Genomic DNA, 16,169 nt, shown 5'->3' with positions numbered 1-16,169 from the left:
CCATGGCCCTTACTCTTTCCATCACCCCCGCGGACGCGCTGATCGACGTGCCGCGCCACATCCGGGTCGATCACGCCCAGCCCGGCCAGACGGTGGAGATCACCGCCCTGACCCGCCGCAAGGGCGTGCTCTGGCAAAGCCAGGCCGCCTTCGTGGCGGATGCGCACGGCACCGTCGACCTGAGCCGGGACGCCCCCGCGTCCGGCGACTACGCCGGCGTCGCCCCCATGGGCCTGGTCTGGTCGCAGTGTCCCGTGGACTCGCCCAGCCGCGAGCAATTCAACCAGCCGGTGACCGAGGCCCTGGTCACCGACGTGGTGGCGCGCGCCGGCGGCGCCCAGGCCCAGGCGAGCTTCACACAGAGCCTGGCGTCCGAGGGCGTCACGCGCCAGGACGTGCGCGAAGAAGGCCTGGTCGGCACTCTGTACCTGCCGCCCGGTGCCGGGCCTGGAACGCACCCCGCCGTCATGATCCTGAACGGCTCGGGCGGCGGCATCAACGAACCACGCGCCGCGCTCTACGCCTCGCGCGGCTACGCCGCCTTCGCGCTCGCCTACTTCAAGGCGCCCGGCCTGTCGGACTACATCTCCAACACCCCGCTGGAATACTTCCAGACCGGCCTGCGCTGGCTACGCAAAAAGGTCCAGCCCAAGCACGACTTCGTCGCCATCAGCGGCCAGTCGCGCGGCGGCGAACTGGTGTTGCTTCTGGGCGCCACCTTCCCCGAGGAAGTCTCGGCCGTGGTCGCCTACGTGCCCGGCGCCGTCGTCCACAGCGGCCAGAACGCCTGCGACCCCAAGATCGGCCGCGAAGGCCCCACGTGGCTCTTGGGCGGCAAGCCCATCCCTCACGTCTGGGAGAACAACCGCACCGCCACCTGGGCGCCGTTCGACGAAGGCCCTGCCCCGCACCGCCACGAGAAAGCCATCCTCACCGCGCTGCAGGACCCCGACGCCGTGGCCCGCGCCCGCATCAAGGTCGAGGACATCCAGGGCCCCGTCATCCTGCTGTCCGGCACCGACGACGGCTCCTGGCCGTCCAGCCTGTACTCCAAGATGGTCAAGGACAAGCTGGCAGAGGTGAAGCACCCCTACCCGGTCCAATGGCTGGACTACGAGAACGGCGGGCACTCCATCCTGTTCCCGTACGTGCCCACCACCCAACACGTCTACGCCCACCCCGTGTCCGGCAAGATCAGCACCAGCGGCGGCACTCCCAAGGACAACGCCCGCGCCGACCAGGAATCCTGGGAAGGCGTGCTGAAGTTCCTGGACGCCGCCGTCCGCGCCCGCGCCGCCTGAGAGAAACAAGGAGATCCCGCATGGCTGAACCCATCGTCTACAACGTCACCGACGACCTGGTCGATCGCCTGATCGCCCTGGCGCCCGGCGGCAAGACCTACGAAGCGCGCCACCAGCGCGAGAAAGTCGCCGCCGCCACCCAAGGCAGCTACGACGCCCTGTTCGACCCCGCGCTGCCCGGCCTGTCCCTGGCCGAGCGCCTGCTGGTCGCGCTGTACGCCACCCGCATCACGCCGTCGCCGCTGCTGGCCGCGCACTACCGCGCCCGCCTCGCCGACGCCGGCGCCACGCCCGCCGACATCGCCGTCGCCGAATCCGGCAAGCCGTCTGACGCCGCCACCCCGCGCCTGGCCGCCATCCTCGAATACACGCGCAAGCTGATCGAGAAGCCCGTCGAAGGCGACGAAGCCGCGCTCAAGACCCTGCCCGCCGCCGGCGTCTCCACGCCCGCCGTGGTCACCCTGTCGCAGCTCATCGCCTTCCTGTCCTACCAGGTCCGCCTCGTCGCCGGCCTGGAAGCCATGAAGGCCCTGGAAGGCCAGCCCGGCCGCGCCGCCGGCAACCCGCCCGCGCCCTTCCCGCCCAACACCGCCGCCACCGCGCCCGGCGCCGTCATCAAGAACCACGGCTTCACCAACGAAAGCCTGGAATGGAAGGCCTGGCTCGACGTCGTCAACGTCGAAACCGCCACGCCCGAACAAGTCGCCGTCCTGGAAGAAAGCCACCCCAAGGCCAAGGTCTCGGACTACTACCTGTTCCTGGTGCATCAGCCCGAAATCCTGCGCCAGCGCTCCACGGCATTCAACGCCATCATGTACGCGCCCGGCGGCCTGTCCCGCGCCGAACGCGAACTGGGCGCCACCGTCGTGTCCCGCGTCAACGGCTGCGTCTACTGCGCGTCTGTCCACGCCCAGCGCTTCGAACAGCTGGCCAAGCGCAACGACGTCATCGCCCAGGTCTTCGAAGACCCCGCCACCGCCGGCACCACCGCCCGCGAACTGGCCATCGGCAAGTTCTCCATCCAGATCACCGACGCCCCCGCGACGGTGAACGCCGACAGCATCCAGGCCCTGAAGGACGTGGGCCTGAACGAAGGCGAAGTGCTGGACCTGCTGCACTCGGATGCCATCTTCGCGTGGGCCAACCGCCTGATGCTGAACTTGGGCGAGCCGGTATTCCCGCAGGCGTGATCTCAGTGTCTGACACCCGTACGAGCAGAACTTCAAACATGGACCACTGCTTGCGGGTGTCAGACACAAATCCAACATGAAGCGCTGCCCAGACTCAGTGTCTGACACCCCACGCGCAGACCTTCAAACATGACCCCCTGCTCCCGGGTGTCAGACACAAATCAACGACAAGCGCCACCCGCCCCAGTGTCTGACACCCCACGCGCAGACCTTCAAACATGAACCCCTGCCCCCGGGTGTCAGACACAAATCAACCATCGCCGTACACTGGTTCCAGCGGCCTCCCCGCCGCCAGCCATCCTGCCGCCCCGTCCCACTTCGGCCCGCCGCGGCAGACGCCCACGCGAACAAGACACGGAGCCCAGCCATGGACCATGACCTTGACGCCATGACGCGCGAGCAACTCATCAGCGAAGTCAAAAAACTGCGCGCCGGCGTGCGCGCCCACCGCGACGCCACCGGCCACGACCTCTGTTGGCACCATCCAAAACTATGGGACCTGCTGCCCGAACAGGCCGGCAAGCCTCCCATCGTCCCCGCCTGGCCTCAGTTCATGCGAGGCTGCGTCGCCTACCGCGCATCGCTGGACGCCCAATGCCCGGGCGCTGCGCGCAGCGAACAGGAATACGGCGGCGGGCCCTGAGCAGCACGGCCGCCCCTATAGAAGCGTTAAACTGCCACTTTCCGCCTTCCCCTGCGCCCCGCCCTAGCGGGGCGCATTGCCTTACCCCATGTCCGACAAAACCCACGACATCCGCCCCGGCCAGTCGATCGAACTGCTCAAGGCCCTGCACATCCTGACCCGCGACGGCAAGATGAACCAGGACAGCCGCCGCAAGCTCAAACAGGTCTACCACCTGTTCCAGTTCATCGAACCGCTGCTCAAAGACGTCCAACAACAACGCGGCGCCGTCACCCTGGCCGACCACGGCGCGGGCAAGTCGTACCTGGGCTTCATCCTCTACGACCTGTTCTTCAAGGAACAGCCCGAGGCGCTGAAGAACGGCTCCCACATCTACGGCATCGAAACCCGCGAAGAACTGGTGAAGTCGTCGGAAGAACTGGCCAAGCGCCTGGGCTTCTCCGGCATGTCGTTCCTGAACCTCTCGGTTGCCGACTCCATCACCTCGGACAAACTACCCGCCACCATCGACGTCGTCACCGCCCTGCACGCCTGCAACACCGCCACCGACGACGCGATCCATTTCGCCTTGGAGAAGAAGGCCAAGTACATCGTCGTCGTCCCCTGCTGCCAGGCGGAAGTGGCTTCGGTGCTGCGCAAGAACAAGGCTAAGGCGCTGGCCGACCCGCTGGCTGAGATCTGGCGGCATCCGCTGCATACGCGGGAGTTTGGGAGCCAGATCACCAATGTGCTGCGGTGCTTGCAGCTGGAAGCGCATGGGTATCAGGTCAGCGTGACTGAGCTGGTGGGATGGGAGCATTCGATGAAGAATGAACTCATCATTGCGCAGTACAAGGATTTGCCGCGCAGGAAGCCGGCTGAGCGGCTTACGGAAATGCTGGAGCGGATTGGCTTGCAGGAATTGAAGGATCGGTTTTTCCTGCCAGAGCCGACGACGGCGGCCTGAGAAGCGGCCGCCATGTTCCGCTAGCGCGAAAGGCCCGATCCATGGATCAATCGCCAGAGCTACGGCGCAAGCGATCCGTTGAATTCTTGTTCAGGCGCTGCGCTTCGGATTCCGCGTAATCTTCCTCGCCCTGCTCGTACTGGCCTTCATACATGCAGCTGCTGCGGTACCACGCGCACTCGTTGCCTATTGAACAACCCGAAGTCAGCGCGGTGAGAAACAGGATGATGCTGCAGCGGCTTAAGGTTTGAATCGACATATCTCTCCCTGGTGATTGATGGGTAGTGTAGGAGATGGAGATGGCGAATTCGGGCTGAGTCGGAAATCGATACCTTTGATCACGAATGAATTGATCATTGCGCGGCAGAAGGATTTGCTGAGGAAAAGCCCTCCGAGCAGTTGACCGAGACGCTCGAACGCATTGGGTTGCTGGCGTTGAAGATCGGCTTTTCTTGCAGCAGAGTGAATGAAAATTGACAAAGGACGGCACGCGGTCCTTTTGTTTTTTGAGCGCTCGTCTCAGAAAGGGACGAAAATGCCACCTTTGGCACTGCTGCCAATATGCGTTGCGCCTATACTCGCCCTGCGATCGCACCAACGATCGACCGGATTGACAGCCGGAATGACAAAGGGCGGACAGCCGCTGCAATAGCGGCGTTTTCATGTCCGTAGGCTGACGCACGTCCCTCTATGGGCGGGCCTAGGCTGGGGCACGTTCGCGTGCGCCGGTTTCCTTTGTACCGGTCTGTCAACCCGGCCTTGCGCCCGCCCACCCCGATTGACAGCGGGGCGCGGGCTTCACGACAAAGGAAGCCACTATGAACGACCACCCCTACACCCTTGACCGCTGGGCCACGCCGGATGATCCGGAGATTGGCTCCATTCGCTTTGCGGACCTTCGGAAGATAGAACGCGCCTGCCAGGGAATCTGGGCTATTGCCCGGATTGTGGGTAATAGCGCGAATGAGCCGACGAGTTCTGGCGCGCAACCGCTAGACCCTTGGGTTACTTCCAATTTGCTAGGCGGGATTGAGAGTCTTTGTGATCATGTTGCGGATCTGGTGGGGACAGCGCTTCATGGCGTGCAGGTAGCCATTGGATTCGCCGATGAGGAAAATTCGGTTCATTAATTCGAACGGTTGGCGCGAATTGGCATCGCTCGGATGCCAATTCGCCGTAGTGCTTGCCGAAGTATGAGAAATGCGAAGGTCGGCCTTCGGCCAGAAGCCGCCAGTGGCCGTAGGAAGAGGAGTCTTTTACACGGTTAGATGCCCTCGTTGGATGCAGGCACAGCATCAAATAGCGCGCTCGCGAATCCATTGAGAGCCGCGTTCCATGAGTCAACCATGTTTGCATCGATGCTGACGACGGAAGATGCGAGAAGGTCTAGCTCATTCGTTCGGTCCATTTGGTGAACGATCTGATGTCGCCTCTTCATTAATGAGTCAAGATCGCGTTTTTTGTATTGAAATTGTTAACGTGATTGATCGGATATTATCTACGAACTGACCTGCTGGCATTGAAGCTAACAGATAGATGCCGAGTGGCTCGATGTATATTTAGCAAACAAAATCCCACGGCGAAATTGCAAACGTCGTCGATATAGTCAAAATGCCAAGGGAAAGCATGAAAAATTCCAGCGAGCGCCTTTTGGGAGAGTTCTATGTGGCGTCATGCTTCCACAAATGATGACATAAATATCATGGGCCCTGTGCAAGAAATCTGTGTTTTCTGCGAAACACGCATGATGATGGAGGCAATAAAAAATAAATGGCAAATAGACGAGGATAAGATAAAAACTGAGCACACAGCAACAACAAAAGAAAATATAAAATACGTCGATGAGATATTTTCCTCTCACCTTACGGTTACGCATGTCTGTCATCCTGATGACGCAGCATTTTATTGCTGCCCCGTCTGCGGATGGTGGTGCATTATCCAAGAAGTACAGTATGACACGCCAAAGATGCCATATATGGCGTTTCAATGGGCGGCTGGCGCCCTTATATCACAAAATTTTCCAGACATCTCAGCTCCGCTTTCAGAGGTGCGGAGTTTTCTAGCGGCGCGATATGACCAGAGATTTCTCATCGACCCATACATATTGGAAGACGTAGTCGCTAGTATATTTCGGTCTTTTAGGTGTGATGTTCATATCTCTTCCCGATCTCATGATGGTGGCCTCGATATCTTCGGCTTCGATCCTCACGGCCAACAATTCGGTGTCCAGGTGAAACGTTATAGGAGAAAGATTGGGGTAGAGCAACTTCGTGAGTTCGTAGGTGCATTGACGCTGCATGGCACACTGCGAGGCGTTTTCGTGACGACGTCAAGTTTTACCGCTGGTGCCCCGAAGTTATGCGGTCAAGCCCAAATTTCTGGAATCCAACTGAAATGCACCGATGCTGCCAAATTGTTCGATATGTTGAAAGCGGCCCAAATCCGAGATTTTGACCCAACAGGGTTGAAAGAATTGGCTCTGGCCCATACCGGCAGCGTTTCTTCCCTTAATTATGGCGGAGCGTTCCATATGAACAGATTGTAGCGAAATCAATAGGTGGCTGAGTCGTTTGTATACGCGAAAATCTCATGGGGTGAGTTCTCTGTAAAACCCTATAGAGCCACGCTTTGAAAAAAATAACACATACCCTTCTGTCCCATTCACCCGCCCCGCCGGAAAGGATCCCGCACGTATCATGAGCGACCTTGAGCTTCGAACGTGCGGGGTTTGGCCCATGGAAGACAACTTCGGGTCGGCTGCGGTGTGTCGTCAAGGACGGCTCCCGGCCAAAAGCGGCCTTTTAATTAATCCCGCGAACGACCGCGTCAGGCGCGAACCGGGCATTTGTTTACCCATATCTTAAGGCACAGACACCTGAAGTCGTGCGTCAACTCCCGCCCTTCCCGTGCACCGCCTTTAGATATGGCCGTAACTCGACCCACTCGATAACTTGGGATACGCGACGAAGTTCGCTAAGCGTTTCTTTCATTGTCACCGGGTCGAAAGTCTCCGGAATAGCGCAAGAAGCACCTTTTCTATCTGTCGCGTATCGATGGCGCTGGTCCAATACTCCATGGAATGCGTCGGTATCTTCAGGAAACAGCTCCTCGTTCAGGGACACCAAAAACTGGCGCGGCACCTCGAAATGGTACCGAAGCTCTGGGTAAATGCGCCGGTATTCTCGGTACAGCTTATTGAGGTTGTGGCCAAGGTGTTCAGGCGCCCCGCCATGAGCGGCGATGGCTCCCTTGAGAAAGAGCTCAATACCCTGGCGAGCTATATGAAGGACGACTCGGCTCGACGAGTACTGAGATGAAAATCCTCCATCGAGCATCGCGCGGCACAACGCCTCGCTTGCCTCCAAGTAGGCCCGAGCAAGCCAGAGCATCCTGTCCCAGGCTTCCATCTCGGCGAGTTCTTTGGCGTACGACGGATCTGAATCGTCTTTCATGCCTCTTTCCTCCTAGATTTCGAGATCCAACATCGTGGTTTATAACGAGGCAGGATGTTACAAGACTTTACATAAATCTATTGATCCACGATGATAGGCGGCGCGTCAAAGAACTCCACCACGTAAACGAAGCGACTTAGGAGGGGCCAATGAGCCGGATTTCCTCCTCCTCTTTGAATCCGTTCAGGACGTTGCAGAACTAGATTCTGCGACCGAGCCAACATGGGCTGGGGTTTACCAAGTCAAGAAGAAGGACGCCGGGACTTGGAGCTGGTCTGTGCTCACTGATCTGGTGCCGCCCCGCCCTTTAACCCGCCGAGCGATTTATGGATTTATTTCAGCCCCTGGTGCCGCCTGACAAGCAGCACTACATCTTTCAGCTGTTGATGCACCCTGCCCACGCTCCAGAACGCGCGGTCATACAGGGATGGGCCGCGGGTTTCATCGACCGCGATGGGAAGTTCGTCAAAGAGTTCCAGTCGAGCTTCGAATCGAGTTTCTGGGAGCTCTACCTGCACGCTGTACTCAAGGGCATGGGCATGCGTCTGGACTATTCGTTCCACGCGCCTGACTTCGTCGTAACTTCGCCTACACCATTCGTAATGGAAGCCACTATCGCCTCGGCGGCCCAAGGCGGGGTGCCCGCGTACGGGCTGCGCAAACCCGAAATTCCCGACGACTTTGGCGAGTTCAATCGTCAGGCGATCTTGCGCCTGTGCAACAGCTTCACCAGCAAAGTACACAAGTATCGTCAGCACTACGCCAAGCTAACCCATGTGCGCGACCAGCCTTACGTGATCGCTATTGCACCGTTCGACCGTCCGCTGGCACACCTCGCGGCAAACCGCCCAATCATGGCCACCCTGTACGGAATTTACTTCGACGAGGACGCGACGATCGCGGCCCAGGCTGAGAACGTGATCACGCGCGACATCGAGGCCGTCACCAAGCATGACACAGCCAACGTGCCGGTCGGGATGTTCTCGGACGATGCCTACAAGGAGGTGTCGGCCGTGGTGTACGGACCGCTGGCTACCTGGGGTAAGGTGCGGGCCTTGGCCGATGCGCCGGAGCGCAAGATCCAGTTCACAACCGTCCACCCCTCGAGCGGTCCGGGATTGATGCCGGAGGTGCGCACGGCGACAAAGGCCAACTATGCCGAGCACCTGCTCGACGGGCTCTACGTATTCCACAATCCATACGCCGAGCGACCTCTCTCGGCCAATCTCTTCGATCACGAGCGCCTGGGCCGCTTCATCGTGCGTCCGGACGGCAATCTCGAGGAACGGTGCCCCGACGACTTCTTGTTGATGCGCATGCTCACCAGCCAAGAGCCGGCGCTCAAGCCGTGAATCGCGGCTTCGCGACGATCGCCCTTCAGCGCGTTGCTAGGATAGATATCGAAGTCTCATATCGAACAATCCGAGGGGATAAGAGTTATGGCCTCACTGGCTATTTTTGCGCACCCTGCCAATGATGGCAACGAGTCGAGAGCGGCTGCCCGCGCTGACGGCAGCTTCCGGCCTCCGGCCATGAGGCGCCACTGAAAGATACCGTCTAAGCGACCGCTATAGGCTGGTTGCTGCCGTACACCTCGCACGTTTCGAGCGGCGGCTCTCCAATGCAAAGCAGAACAAGGCGCTAGCAAACCCAAGAAGAACTGGCAGAATCGGCTTTAGCTATTTAGGAGCGAGGCAAGGGAGTTTACATGTCAGATGAGCAGACTTGGCCTTTAAAGGTCAGTATCACATTGGTTGGACAGGCCTCAAGTCCGGGTGCCGTCGTCGTGCAACCAGGTTTGACCACGCTGGTTGGCCCAAACGGCACTGGCAAAACACGCGCCCTGCGTGCGATCAAGAGTGCCGTTGCATCCGTTCGCGGAATTTCGGATAAGGGACGCAAGGTTCATTTTCTCGCCGCAGGGCGAGCCAGTCCGATGGAGCAATTCCGGTCGGCGGTCTACGATCCAAATTCCATTCAGCAAGAGGATGCCGCCGTCGGCCAGACTTATCATCAAAGCCAGTGGTGGGATCTGGAGTCGATCACTGGTGTTTTGCTAGCATTAAATCAAAGAGCAGATCTGCGCCTGAAGGTTGAAGCACGACTGCAACAATTGTTTGATCGAAGTATCGATTTCAATTGGTCGCAATCCGGACTGACGGTAGCGATTTCCCCTATGTTGGGTGGTAGTCCGTACGCCGCGAACCACGAGGCAAGCGGGGTTCTCCAACTGATTGCCCTTCTCGCGGCAATCCACAATGATGAGATTGGCGCGCTACTGATAGATGAACCCGAAATCTCACTGCATCCCCAGCATCAGGCGTTCATTCTGGAAGAGATGCAGCGTGTCGCGGGAGATCCTATCAACGCAGGCAAGAAGCTCATCGTCGTTGCAACTCATTCGACGGCTCTGATACCACTTCGTTCGCTGAGCGAGTTGCCGTCAATCGCATTCTTTAGTTCGGCTCTTCGAACTCCGGCACAAGTCAACGAGAGCGACGAGATCCTTAGACGATCGAAGCTCTCAGCACTGATGGCCAGACTTAGCGCCACCCACCGTATGGCGGTATTTGCTGAGCGCGTGCTGTTGGTTGAGGGTCCCAGCGACGAAATCATAGCTTCACAGCTTGCAAGTCGCTTGAACCAACGACTGTTGGCGCGCAATGCTCAGATCCTCCCTGTGACAGGCAAAGGCGAGTTTCCTGAGGCCGCGAAACTATTTCGATTGATAGGCAAGCACGTTGCCGTACTCGCAGATTTGGATGCCTTAGCAGATGACAACGCACTAGTCCGTGACTTCAGTGACCTCCCAGAGGCGTCAGCGGTTGCTGAAAGCATCGGACGAACGTCGCTCACAGACCTCGATAAAGACTTGCGCACTGACCTATCGAAGTTCATCGCCAAACACGAGACAGCTGTTGTCGCCGCTGCGAATACGTACGACGACTGGTCAAGCAGTGAGTCCACGTCGCTGAGCGTTAGACGCGTTACCCTTGCGCGCTTGCTAACTGAGCCAAACTCCTTTGAGATATCGGCAGTTGCAGATGCATCCGGTCTACGAACTCGATTCGAGGTACTTCTCCAAGCGCTGTCCAAACTGGGATGCTTTTTTCTCAGACGCGGAGCGATCGAAAACTACTACGGAGATGAAGCATCCGACAAGAATAAACCTGATCGTGCGGCAGCGGTGGCGGCAAAGTTTGGTTCATCAGAGCCAAGCGAACTCGAACGCAACTATGCTGATGTACTCGAAGCGCTGACGCTCGTTGCGCCGAATCACCGCGTCGATGAAGACCTCCTACTTCGCCCGAAACTTGGCGCTGCATTGAGTGCGGCATTCCTGTCGATGACGGCGTCTTCCTCAGATGAACAGCTGAACGCAATCGCGAGAGCGACTATTGGCTCGCATGCGGGGGTATTCAACCTAAACAATCGCTCAGACAATAAGGCTCTCCGAATTAAGGTTGACATTGCCTCCCCCCTCTTCAAGCGGGAGTCTTTTCCTTTCGAGATTGGCGTCGACGAGAATGTGAATATGGTAGTCCTCAAAAAACTCCCGGGATCTCAAACTGAGTAGCCCACGCTAGCATCACATGCGAAGTCAGCTATGCGGAATTAGTCTTCCGGCTACGGTCCACGACAGTCCGCTCCCGCTGCACTGCCGACGTTCGAGATCGTTGAGCGGATGACAGCAACGAGTCGAAAATGGTCGTTCTCGTTTGTCTGCTGTCGACCCATTGCTGACAATACGGGATTGGCGAATAGGGACGCATGCACACAGTGTGCCGTAGTCAGTGATCGTCCCAATTTCCGATCTATTCTTAGGTCTGCTTGGCCCGAAGCGGAATGTGGATAGGGAAGGAGATTCGTACCATGTCGACCTAATAAATATACTGGCACGTAGTGTCCACGAAACCACGTATCGAATTTCATCATCCAATGAGCGACTCACCCATCTACATCGTAGATCTCGATGTCACCCTGGAAGAAGCGCCTGCATTCGCCAAGAGCGGCATGAGTTGGATGGAAGCAATGTGCATTGCTATTCCCTCGCCTGGGGCCGAAGTCGCCTTTCCCCGGTCAGCCACGCGCCTGGCCCGGGTATCGCTCGGTGGGCCAAATGGGTAAACGAGCAGAGCAGAAACGGGATAGGCGCAATCGTAGGGCGGCGCGTCTACAACGCTGGGCCGCAGACGGTGGAGGTGCTGGGCTGCCCGTGCTGCTCCGCAGAGCATGATGCCGCCTCTCTCCCGTGGCAAGAAATGATTTCCGCCTGGTATTCGGGGGAACGTGGCTCGCTAGAATGCCCAAGTTGTCGACAATCGGACAGTATCAATCAATGGCGATTTTTACCGCTGGCACGGGGATTGGGGAACCTCACTTTTGGGTTCGATGGACCCAGCATAGACGACGCATTGGCTGTAGAGCTGGGAAAAGTCCTAGGGCATCGGATGGTGGTCGTGTTTGATAAGTTCTAGTCGACCTCGATACCGCTCGCGAAAAAATGTCAGACTACAATTTTTCAGTTATTGATAGCGAAATTGTAGTCTGACACCTATTTCTGCTCGAAGCGGTGAAACCGGGCCGAAGGCGTCAGGGATGTGCAAGGTGGGCGTCCGCCCGTCCCCACAGGGAAACAAGCGAAACCTGGGGCAGCGCGGCGAAGCGCAGATGCCTTGCTTGGCTTATGAGATGAATTTCAACAGTGATAACACCTGTTTGTTTTTTTTGATACATTCTTGAGTAGTGCCACTGTTTTGAGCGGCAAGAAATCACAAGCAGTAGACAATCGCTGGTCAGGCACAACAATGCAAGTCAGGCTTTCTTTCGGCTATAGGTGCACAGTATCCCCCGAATAGCTACCGACAGAGCCAACCTTTCTCACACCAAGGGAATATCTAGAATGGATTTCATTACTACCGGTGTCATCGCAAGCGCAGTTTACGACGTCTTGAAACGCGGTGCTCAATTAAGCGGCGATATTCTAAAGAATCGTTTAGGTAGCTGGATTAAAGACGAGGTAGTTGCATGCCTTGGCCACCGAACTCGCGAAACTCAATATCAACGACGAGTTAAGTGAGCTAGCCATTAATCGCCGCCTAGAGAATTCTCCGCAATTACTCACCCTCCTTCAAGAAATCAACGCAAAGGCTGCCATAGCTGCGCCATCCACGATCAATACAGTCACTCAAACGCACAACGGTAGTGGCGACAATGTAGCCGGCAACAAAATCACGCAGTGATCAATAATCAGGAACAGCACACGTGAGCACAATTGAGCAGAGCCACAACGGCGTTGGTGATAACGTGGCTGGCGATAAGATCATGGTCGAGATCAAATCGCTGGCTCCGGCTGATCTGATTCCTCCAATGGATTTGGTGTTCGAAAGCCTCCGAAGAAAGGATCATGCTACGGCCAAAACTCAGATGGTCATGCTCAAAGCCATGGCCCAGCGAGACCCCGAAGCCGCAGCCTTGGTAGAGGTCATTTCAATCTATAGTGGACTGGTTGACGCTCAAGATCACGATTCTGCCTGGAGAACCGTTGCGCAGATCATCTCGACCGCAAGCAACGACGTTGTTGAGGACATGTGCTTAGCGGCGCTCCTGAAGTTGTCGAGTGGTACTGATCGCGAACAGGCGGCGAGAGACCTTTTTGAGGGAAAATCTCCTCCCGGATCGTACTCGCAAGAGACATATCTGCGTTTGTACGCAGACAAGGAGTACCTAGAGGCAGCGGGAAAAGGAAGCCCCACAGAGGCGGAACTGACTGGGGCCGCTGAAGGTGCCGCCCGACTGCAACTAACAGATCTGATGATGCGAATGGCCAAGCACTTGGATATGTGGTTTCCCTCCTACAACTCCAGGGTGCTTCTTGCCATCGCAATGGGCATGTCGTTCAACCCTGATCTTGCGAGATGTCACTTTTGGTTGAACCGGCCCGAAGTGAAGGAAGGGCTTGATGACCTGGCTGACCGCACTGTTCAGCTATTAGAGCAATCGGCAGGCACCGACATACGCGCTCAGGAGCTGGCCTGCTCAATTTTCAACGTTTATCAAGGCTACGCACCAATCAGCCTATTCAGAACGTTGAAAAAGCACCTTCCGAATCTTGATCCCACTCGATCTGATTCTATTGCGATGAGCAAGGCTGCTTTAGGTGACGAGACCGCTCTGAACGAATCACAGAGGGAGCTGAAAGCGGCAACTGAAAATCCTCAAAAGCGCACTGCCTGGTGCAAGCAGTTCCTTGCAGCGAATAGCCATCCCATCAGCGACATAATGCCCTTTCTTCGACTCGCAACACCAACCGAGCTGGAAGAATGGGTCGGTCGTGAGCATATACTAAATGACGCCTCTGAAATGGAGGAAGCTTACGTTCGGCTGTTAGCCCACGCCCTTAAGCATGATGAAGATAACCATAGCGCACGGCAGAGGCAGGATTTGGCCGAGCACGCAGACTGTTTCATTTCACAATGGGGAAACGACATAACGACCTTGATGCCGGAAGCGGTATTTAAGTTGGCAGAAAAGCTATCCGCCAGCAAACTGCCTCATAAGGCGATCGAATTCACCTCCCGTCTCATACCCGATGACACGTTGTGGCCGTCTCAGTTCGTCGTAGCCTATCTGAGATACCTACTTGAAGCGGAGCAGTACGAAACATTCGAGAAGGTGATCGACAAAGTCAAAGACGCAGAAAAGTCTGCAATGATCTTAAACCTCAATGCGATGAAAGCCGAGCGAATGGGGGATATCGCATCTGCACTTAAATTCAATGATCTGATGGTCGAGTATGCACCTGATATGGCATATGCCTGGTATCAGGGCTGCCACCTTCGAGCGCGGCATCAGAGTTTAGCCGAGCAACAGCTTTTTCATCAGAGGATACCTGATGCTGTGCTGCAATCTCCCATTCCCGAGGTAATGGCCATTCTTGGGTTTCTTACCCGAGCCGGTAACTTCAAACGCGTAGAGCCGCTGTGGGTGGATTGGTTCATCCAATCCCCCAGAGACCGAGCCGTCGACTTAGTAAATTTCCACTTTGGCACAGGCCTCATGACCGGTTTAGACTTTGATGTCTCGGCTACTTTAGATCGGTGTGCAGTTGCCATTGAGTATGAGCAGGAGGGAAATATTCAGACTCGGCTGATCGTTGAGGAAAACCAAAGCTCCGGTGAGTACACATTGAGGTCCTCCAGCCAATTGGGGAAGCTGCTGCAAGATCTGCCGAAAGGCGAAAGCGCCAATTTGGGAATGGCTACTTACAGGGTGATAGACCGCTTGCCCCCTTACGTGGGGTGTTTACGTCTTGCATTAAAACTGCGACATACTCACAACGATGGCAGTGATTGCTTCGTTATGATGCAGATGCCATCTGATCCAGCTGAGTTAGTACCCTATTTAGAGAAAAAAATTGGCCAAAATTCAGATGCAGAGCGTCGCAAGCAACTGGAGGAGATTGACGCTTTACCGTTATATATTCGTGGTCACGCGCTCTATCCAAATGACGCTTTTAAGGGCGCTTTGAATTGCTGGCCTGACGTCCGGATTCCCAAATCACCCCTATGGAATCAAGGGGAGGCTAGCCCTAATGCCATTGTGCTTGACGCTTACGGTATTGGCTACTTAGCAACTACAAACCTAGTCCGCGCGGTACTAGACGCTGGCATTTCATTTATTTTACCCGCAGCCACCAAAGAGAAGCTTACACAGTTCATCAATGAAATCTCCGATGAAAATTTCATGCTCTTAGGTGTGACGGATAGTGGAAGACTTGTTCGAACCACGGCATCGGATATTCGCGAAAATAACGCACACATAGTAGAGATGCTGCAATTAGTTCGGGATAAGGCATCTGTAGCCTATCCGATGACTCATGATGCAAATCTTGAGGTTTTTTCAATCAAGGAAGGGATAGATGCTACCGTCTATGATGCTATTCAGCTTTCCATGGCCAATAACATTCCTTGGTTTTGTATGGATGGGGCTTTTTCTGCTCTACACCACGACAACAAGAGCCCTACGGCAAATGTAGCCGCTATAGTTCTTCGGGCTGTGTCAAAAGAAGAATTCGATTTTGAGAGTCTACGGCACGGCTTCTTACTTTACGCTGTTGGTGCACTTCCACTAGCACTCACTGCTCAAGATCTTCATTCGCTAGCACAAATACCAAATCCGTTGGCGAGTTTCATTCTGTTCCAGCTGATAAAAAATCACGGTCGCCAAATTTTTTCAGATGAAGGGAAATCCGAGCTGTTGCTCCATTTGATTTTTGTTCATCTGCACAGCCACTATACCTTTGGTATGGATCTCAGAACTGCATGGCCGCGTTACACACCTTGGCAGATTTTTACCGACCATGTATTTAATCACGGACTCAACCTATATCTCTCATTAGGCAAAGGCAACACGGAACTCCGACTAGCAAAAGCTATGAAGTACATGTCCTCCAGGGCCGGGGGGCACCACATTCTTTGGAAGCATATTGACCGAAAATTTTTAGGCTTTGCTGAAGGGCATTTCATGTCTTTAAAAGCGATTACCGAACATTTTCGGTCGATCGGTTCCGATCTATTAAAAGAGGAATCCACGCCAACGCACCTTCAGGTTTCCACAGCTAACAGAAACTAGCTA

General features: G+C 56.0%; 11 protein-coding genes and 1 pseudogene. 10 read left to right on the top strand and 2 right to left on the bottom strand.

The window, feature by feature from the left end; genetic code table 11:
• Positions 1-2 precede the first annotated feature (2 nt).
• The 4 genes from JL37_RS25585 to JL37_RS25570 all read left to right on the top strand — a co-directional run bounded on the left by JL37_RS25585 (position 3) and on the right by JL37_RS25570 (position 4,080).
• The gene (locus JL37_RS25585) at positions 3-1,301 is read left to right on the top strand and encodes an acyl-CoA thioesterase/bile acid-CoA:amino acid N-acyltransferase family protein (protein WP_043547799.1); all 1,299 of its coding nucleotides are present in this window, start codon (positions 3-5) and stop codon (positions 1,299-1,301) included.
• Between the two features lie 20 nt (positions 1,302-1,321).
• Positions 1,322-2,491: a CMD domain protein gene (locus JL37_RS30235; RefSeq protein ID WP_081955206.1), complete on the top strand. Its 1,170-nt coding sequence runs from the start codon at positions 1,322-1,324 to the stop codon at positions 2,489-2,491.
• A gap of 367 nt (positions 2,492-2,858) precedes the next feature.
• Positions 2,859-3,134, top strand: coding sequence for a hypothetical protein (locus JL37_RS25575; RefSeq protein WP_043547798.1), 276 nt, complete (start codon positions 2,859-2,861; stop codon positions 3,132-3,134).
• Positions 3,135-3,222: 88 nt separating this feature from the next.
• On the top strand, positions 3,223-4,080 hold the full coding sequence (locus JL37_RS25570) for an SAM-dependent methyltransferase (protein WP_043547797.1): 858 nt from the start codon (positions 3,223-3,225) through the stop codon (positions 4,078-4,080).
• A gap of 46 nt (positions 4,081-4,126) precedes the next feature.
• Here the strand turns inward: JL37_RS25570 and JL37_RS25565 are convergent, their stop codons facing one another.
• Complete coding sequence (locus JL37_RS25565; RefSeq protein WP_043547796.1) at positions 4,127-4,339, bottom strand: hypothetical protein; 213 nt, start codon at positions 4,337-4,339, stop codon at positions 4,127-4,129.
• 559 nt (positions 4,340-4,898) lie between these two features.
• Between JL37_RS25565 and JL37_RS30230 the strand changes: the two genes are divergently transcribed.
• Together JL37_RS30230 and JL37_RS30225 are read left to right on the top strand one after the other, a co-directional pair.
• The gene (locus tag JL37_RS30230; RefSeq protein ID WP_081955205.1) at positions 4,899-5,210 is read left to right on the top strand and encodes a hypothetical protein; all 312 of its coding nucleotides are present in this window, start codon (positions 4,899-4,901) and stop codon (positions 5,208-5,210) included.
• Positions 5,211-5,743: 533 nt separating this feature from the next.
• Positions 5,744-6,625 (top strand): restriction endonuclease, encoded by an 882-nt coding sequence (locus JL37_RS30225; RefSeq protein ID WP_081955204.1) that lies wholly within the window; start codon positions 5,744-5,746, stop codon positions 6,623-6,625.
• A gap of 343 nt (positions 6,626-6,968) precedes the next feature.
• Here the strand turns inward: JL37_RS30225 and JL37_RS25555 are convergent, their stop codons facing one another.
• Entirely contained in the window at positions 6,969-7,532 is a 564-nt protein-coding gene (locus JL37_RS25555) for a hypothetical protein (protein ID WP_043547793.1), read from the bottom strand.
• Between the two features lie 326 nt (positions 7,533-7,858).
• Here JL37_RS25555 and JL37_RS25550 point away from each other — a divergent pair, with 326 nt between their 5' ends.
• From JL37_RS25550 to JL37_RS30600, 4 genes and pseudogenes are all read left to right on the top strand, one after another.
• Positions 7,859-8,884: a hypothetical protein gene (locus tag JL37_RS25550; protein WP_043547791.1), complete on the top strand. Its 1,026-nt coding sequence runs from the start codon at positions 7,859-7,861 to the stop codon at positions 8,882-8,884.
• 356 nt (positions 8,885-9,240) lie between these two features.
• A complete protein-coding gene (locus tag JL37_RS25545) occupies positions 9,241-11,109 on the top strand; it encodes an ATP-dependent endonuclease (RefSeq protein WP_043547790.1) in 1,869 nt (622 codons plus the stop codon).
• A gap of 1,326 nt (positions 11,110-12,435) precedes the next feature.
• Positions 12,436-12,775, top strand: a pseudogene (locus tag JL37_RS31095) (hypothetical protein).
• Between the two features lie 22 nt (positions 12,776-12,797).
• On the top strand, positions 12,798-16,166 hold the full coding sequence (locus JL37_RS30600) for a hypothetical protein (protein WP_156124401.1): 3,369 nt from the start codon (positions 12,798-12,800) through the stop codon (positions 16,164-16,166).
• The last annotated feature ends 3 nt before the right edge of the window (positions 16,167-16,169 follow it).

This window comes from Achromobacter sp. RTa, assembly GCF_000757485.1.
Classification (GTDB): domain Bacteria; phylum Pseudomonadota; class Gammaproteobacteria; order Burkholderiales; family Burkholderiaceae_B; genus Achromobacter.
This window is presented reverse-complemented; position numbering and strand designations above follow the sequence as displayed.

What these genes read in the sequence shown, in the direction of transcription:
- JL37_RS30230 (WP_081955205.1), top strand. Translation starts at nt 4,899, where the DNA reads ATGAACGACCACCCCTACACCCTTGACCGCTGGGCCACGCCGGATGAT.
- JL37_RS25555 (WP_043547793.1), bottom strand. Translation starts at nt 7,532, where the DNA reads ATGAAAGACGATTCAGATCCGTCGTACGCCAAAGAACTCGCCGAGATG.
- JL37_RS30235 (WP_081955206.1), top strand. Translation starts at nt 1,322, where the DNA reads ATGGCTGAACCCATCGTCTACAACGTCACCGACGACCTGGTCGATCGC.
- JL37_RS25545 (WP_043547790.1), top strand. Translation starts at nt 9,241, where the DNA reads ATGTCAGATGAGCAGACTTGGCCTTTAAAGGTCAGTATCACATTGGTT.
- JL37_RS25565 (WP_043547796.1), bottom strand. Translation starts at nt 4,339, where the DNA reads ATGTCGATTCAAACCTTAAGCCGCTGCAGCATCATCCTGTTTCTCACC.
- JL37_RS30225 (WP_081955204.1), top strand. Translation starts at nt 5,744, where the DNA reads ATGTGGCGTCATGCTTCCACAAATGATGACATAAATATCATGGGCCCT.
- JL37_RS25575 (WP_043547798.1), top strand. Translation starts at nt 2,859, where the DNA reads ATGGACCATGACCTTGACGCCATGACGCGCGAGCAACTCATCAGCGAA.
- JL37_RS25585 (WP_043547799.1), top strand. Translation starts at nt 3, where the DNA reads ATGGCCCTTACTCTTTCCATCACCCCCGCGGACGCGCTGATCGACGTG.
- JL37_RS25550 (WP_043547791.1), top strand. Translation starts at nt 7,859, where the DNA reads ATGGATTTATTTCAGCCCCTGGTGCCGCCTGACAAGCAGCACTACATC.
- JL37_RS25570 (WP_043547797.1), top strand. Translation starts at nt 3,223, where the DNA reads ATGTCCGACAAAACCCACGACATCCGCCCCGGCCAGTCGATCGAACTG.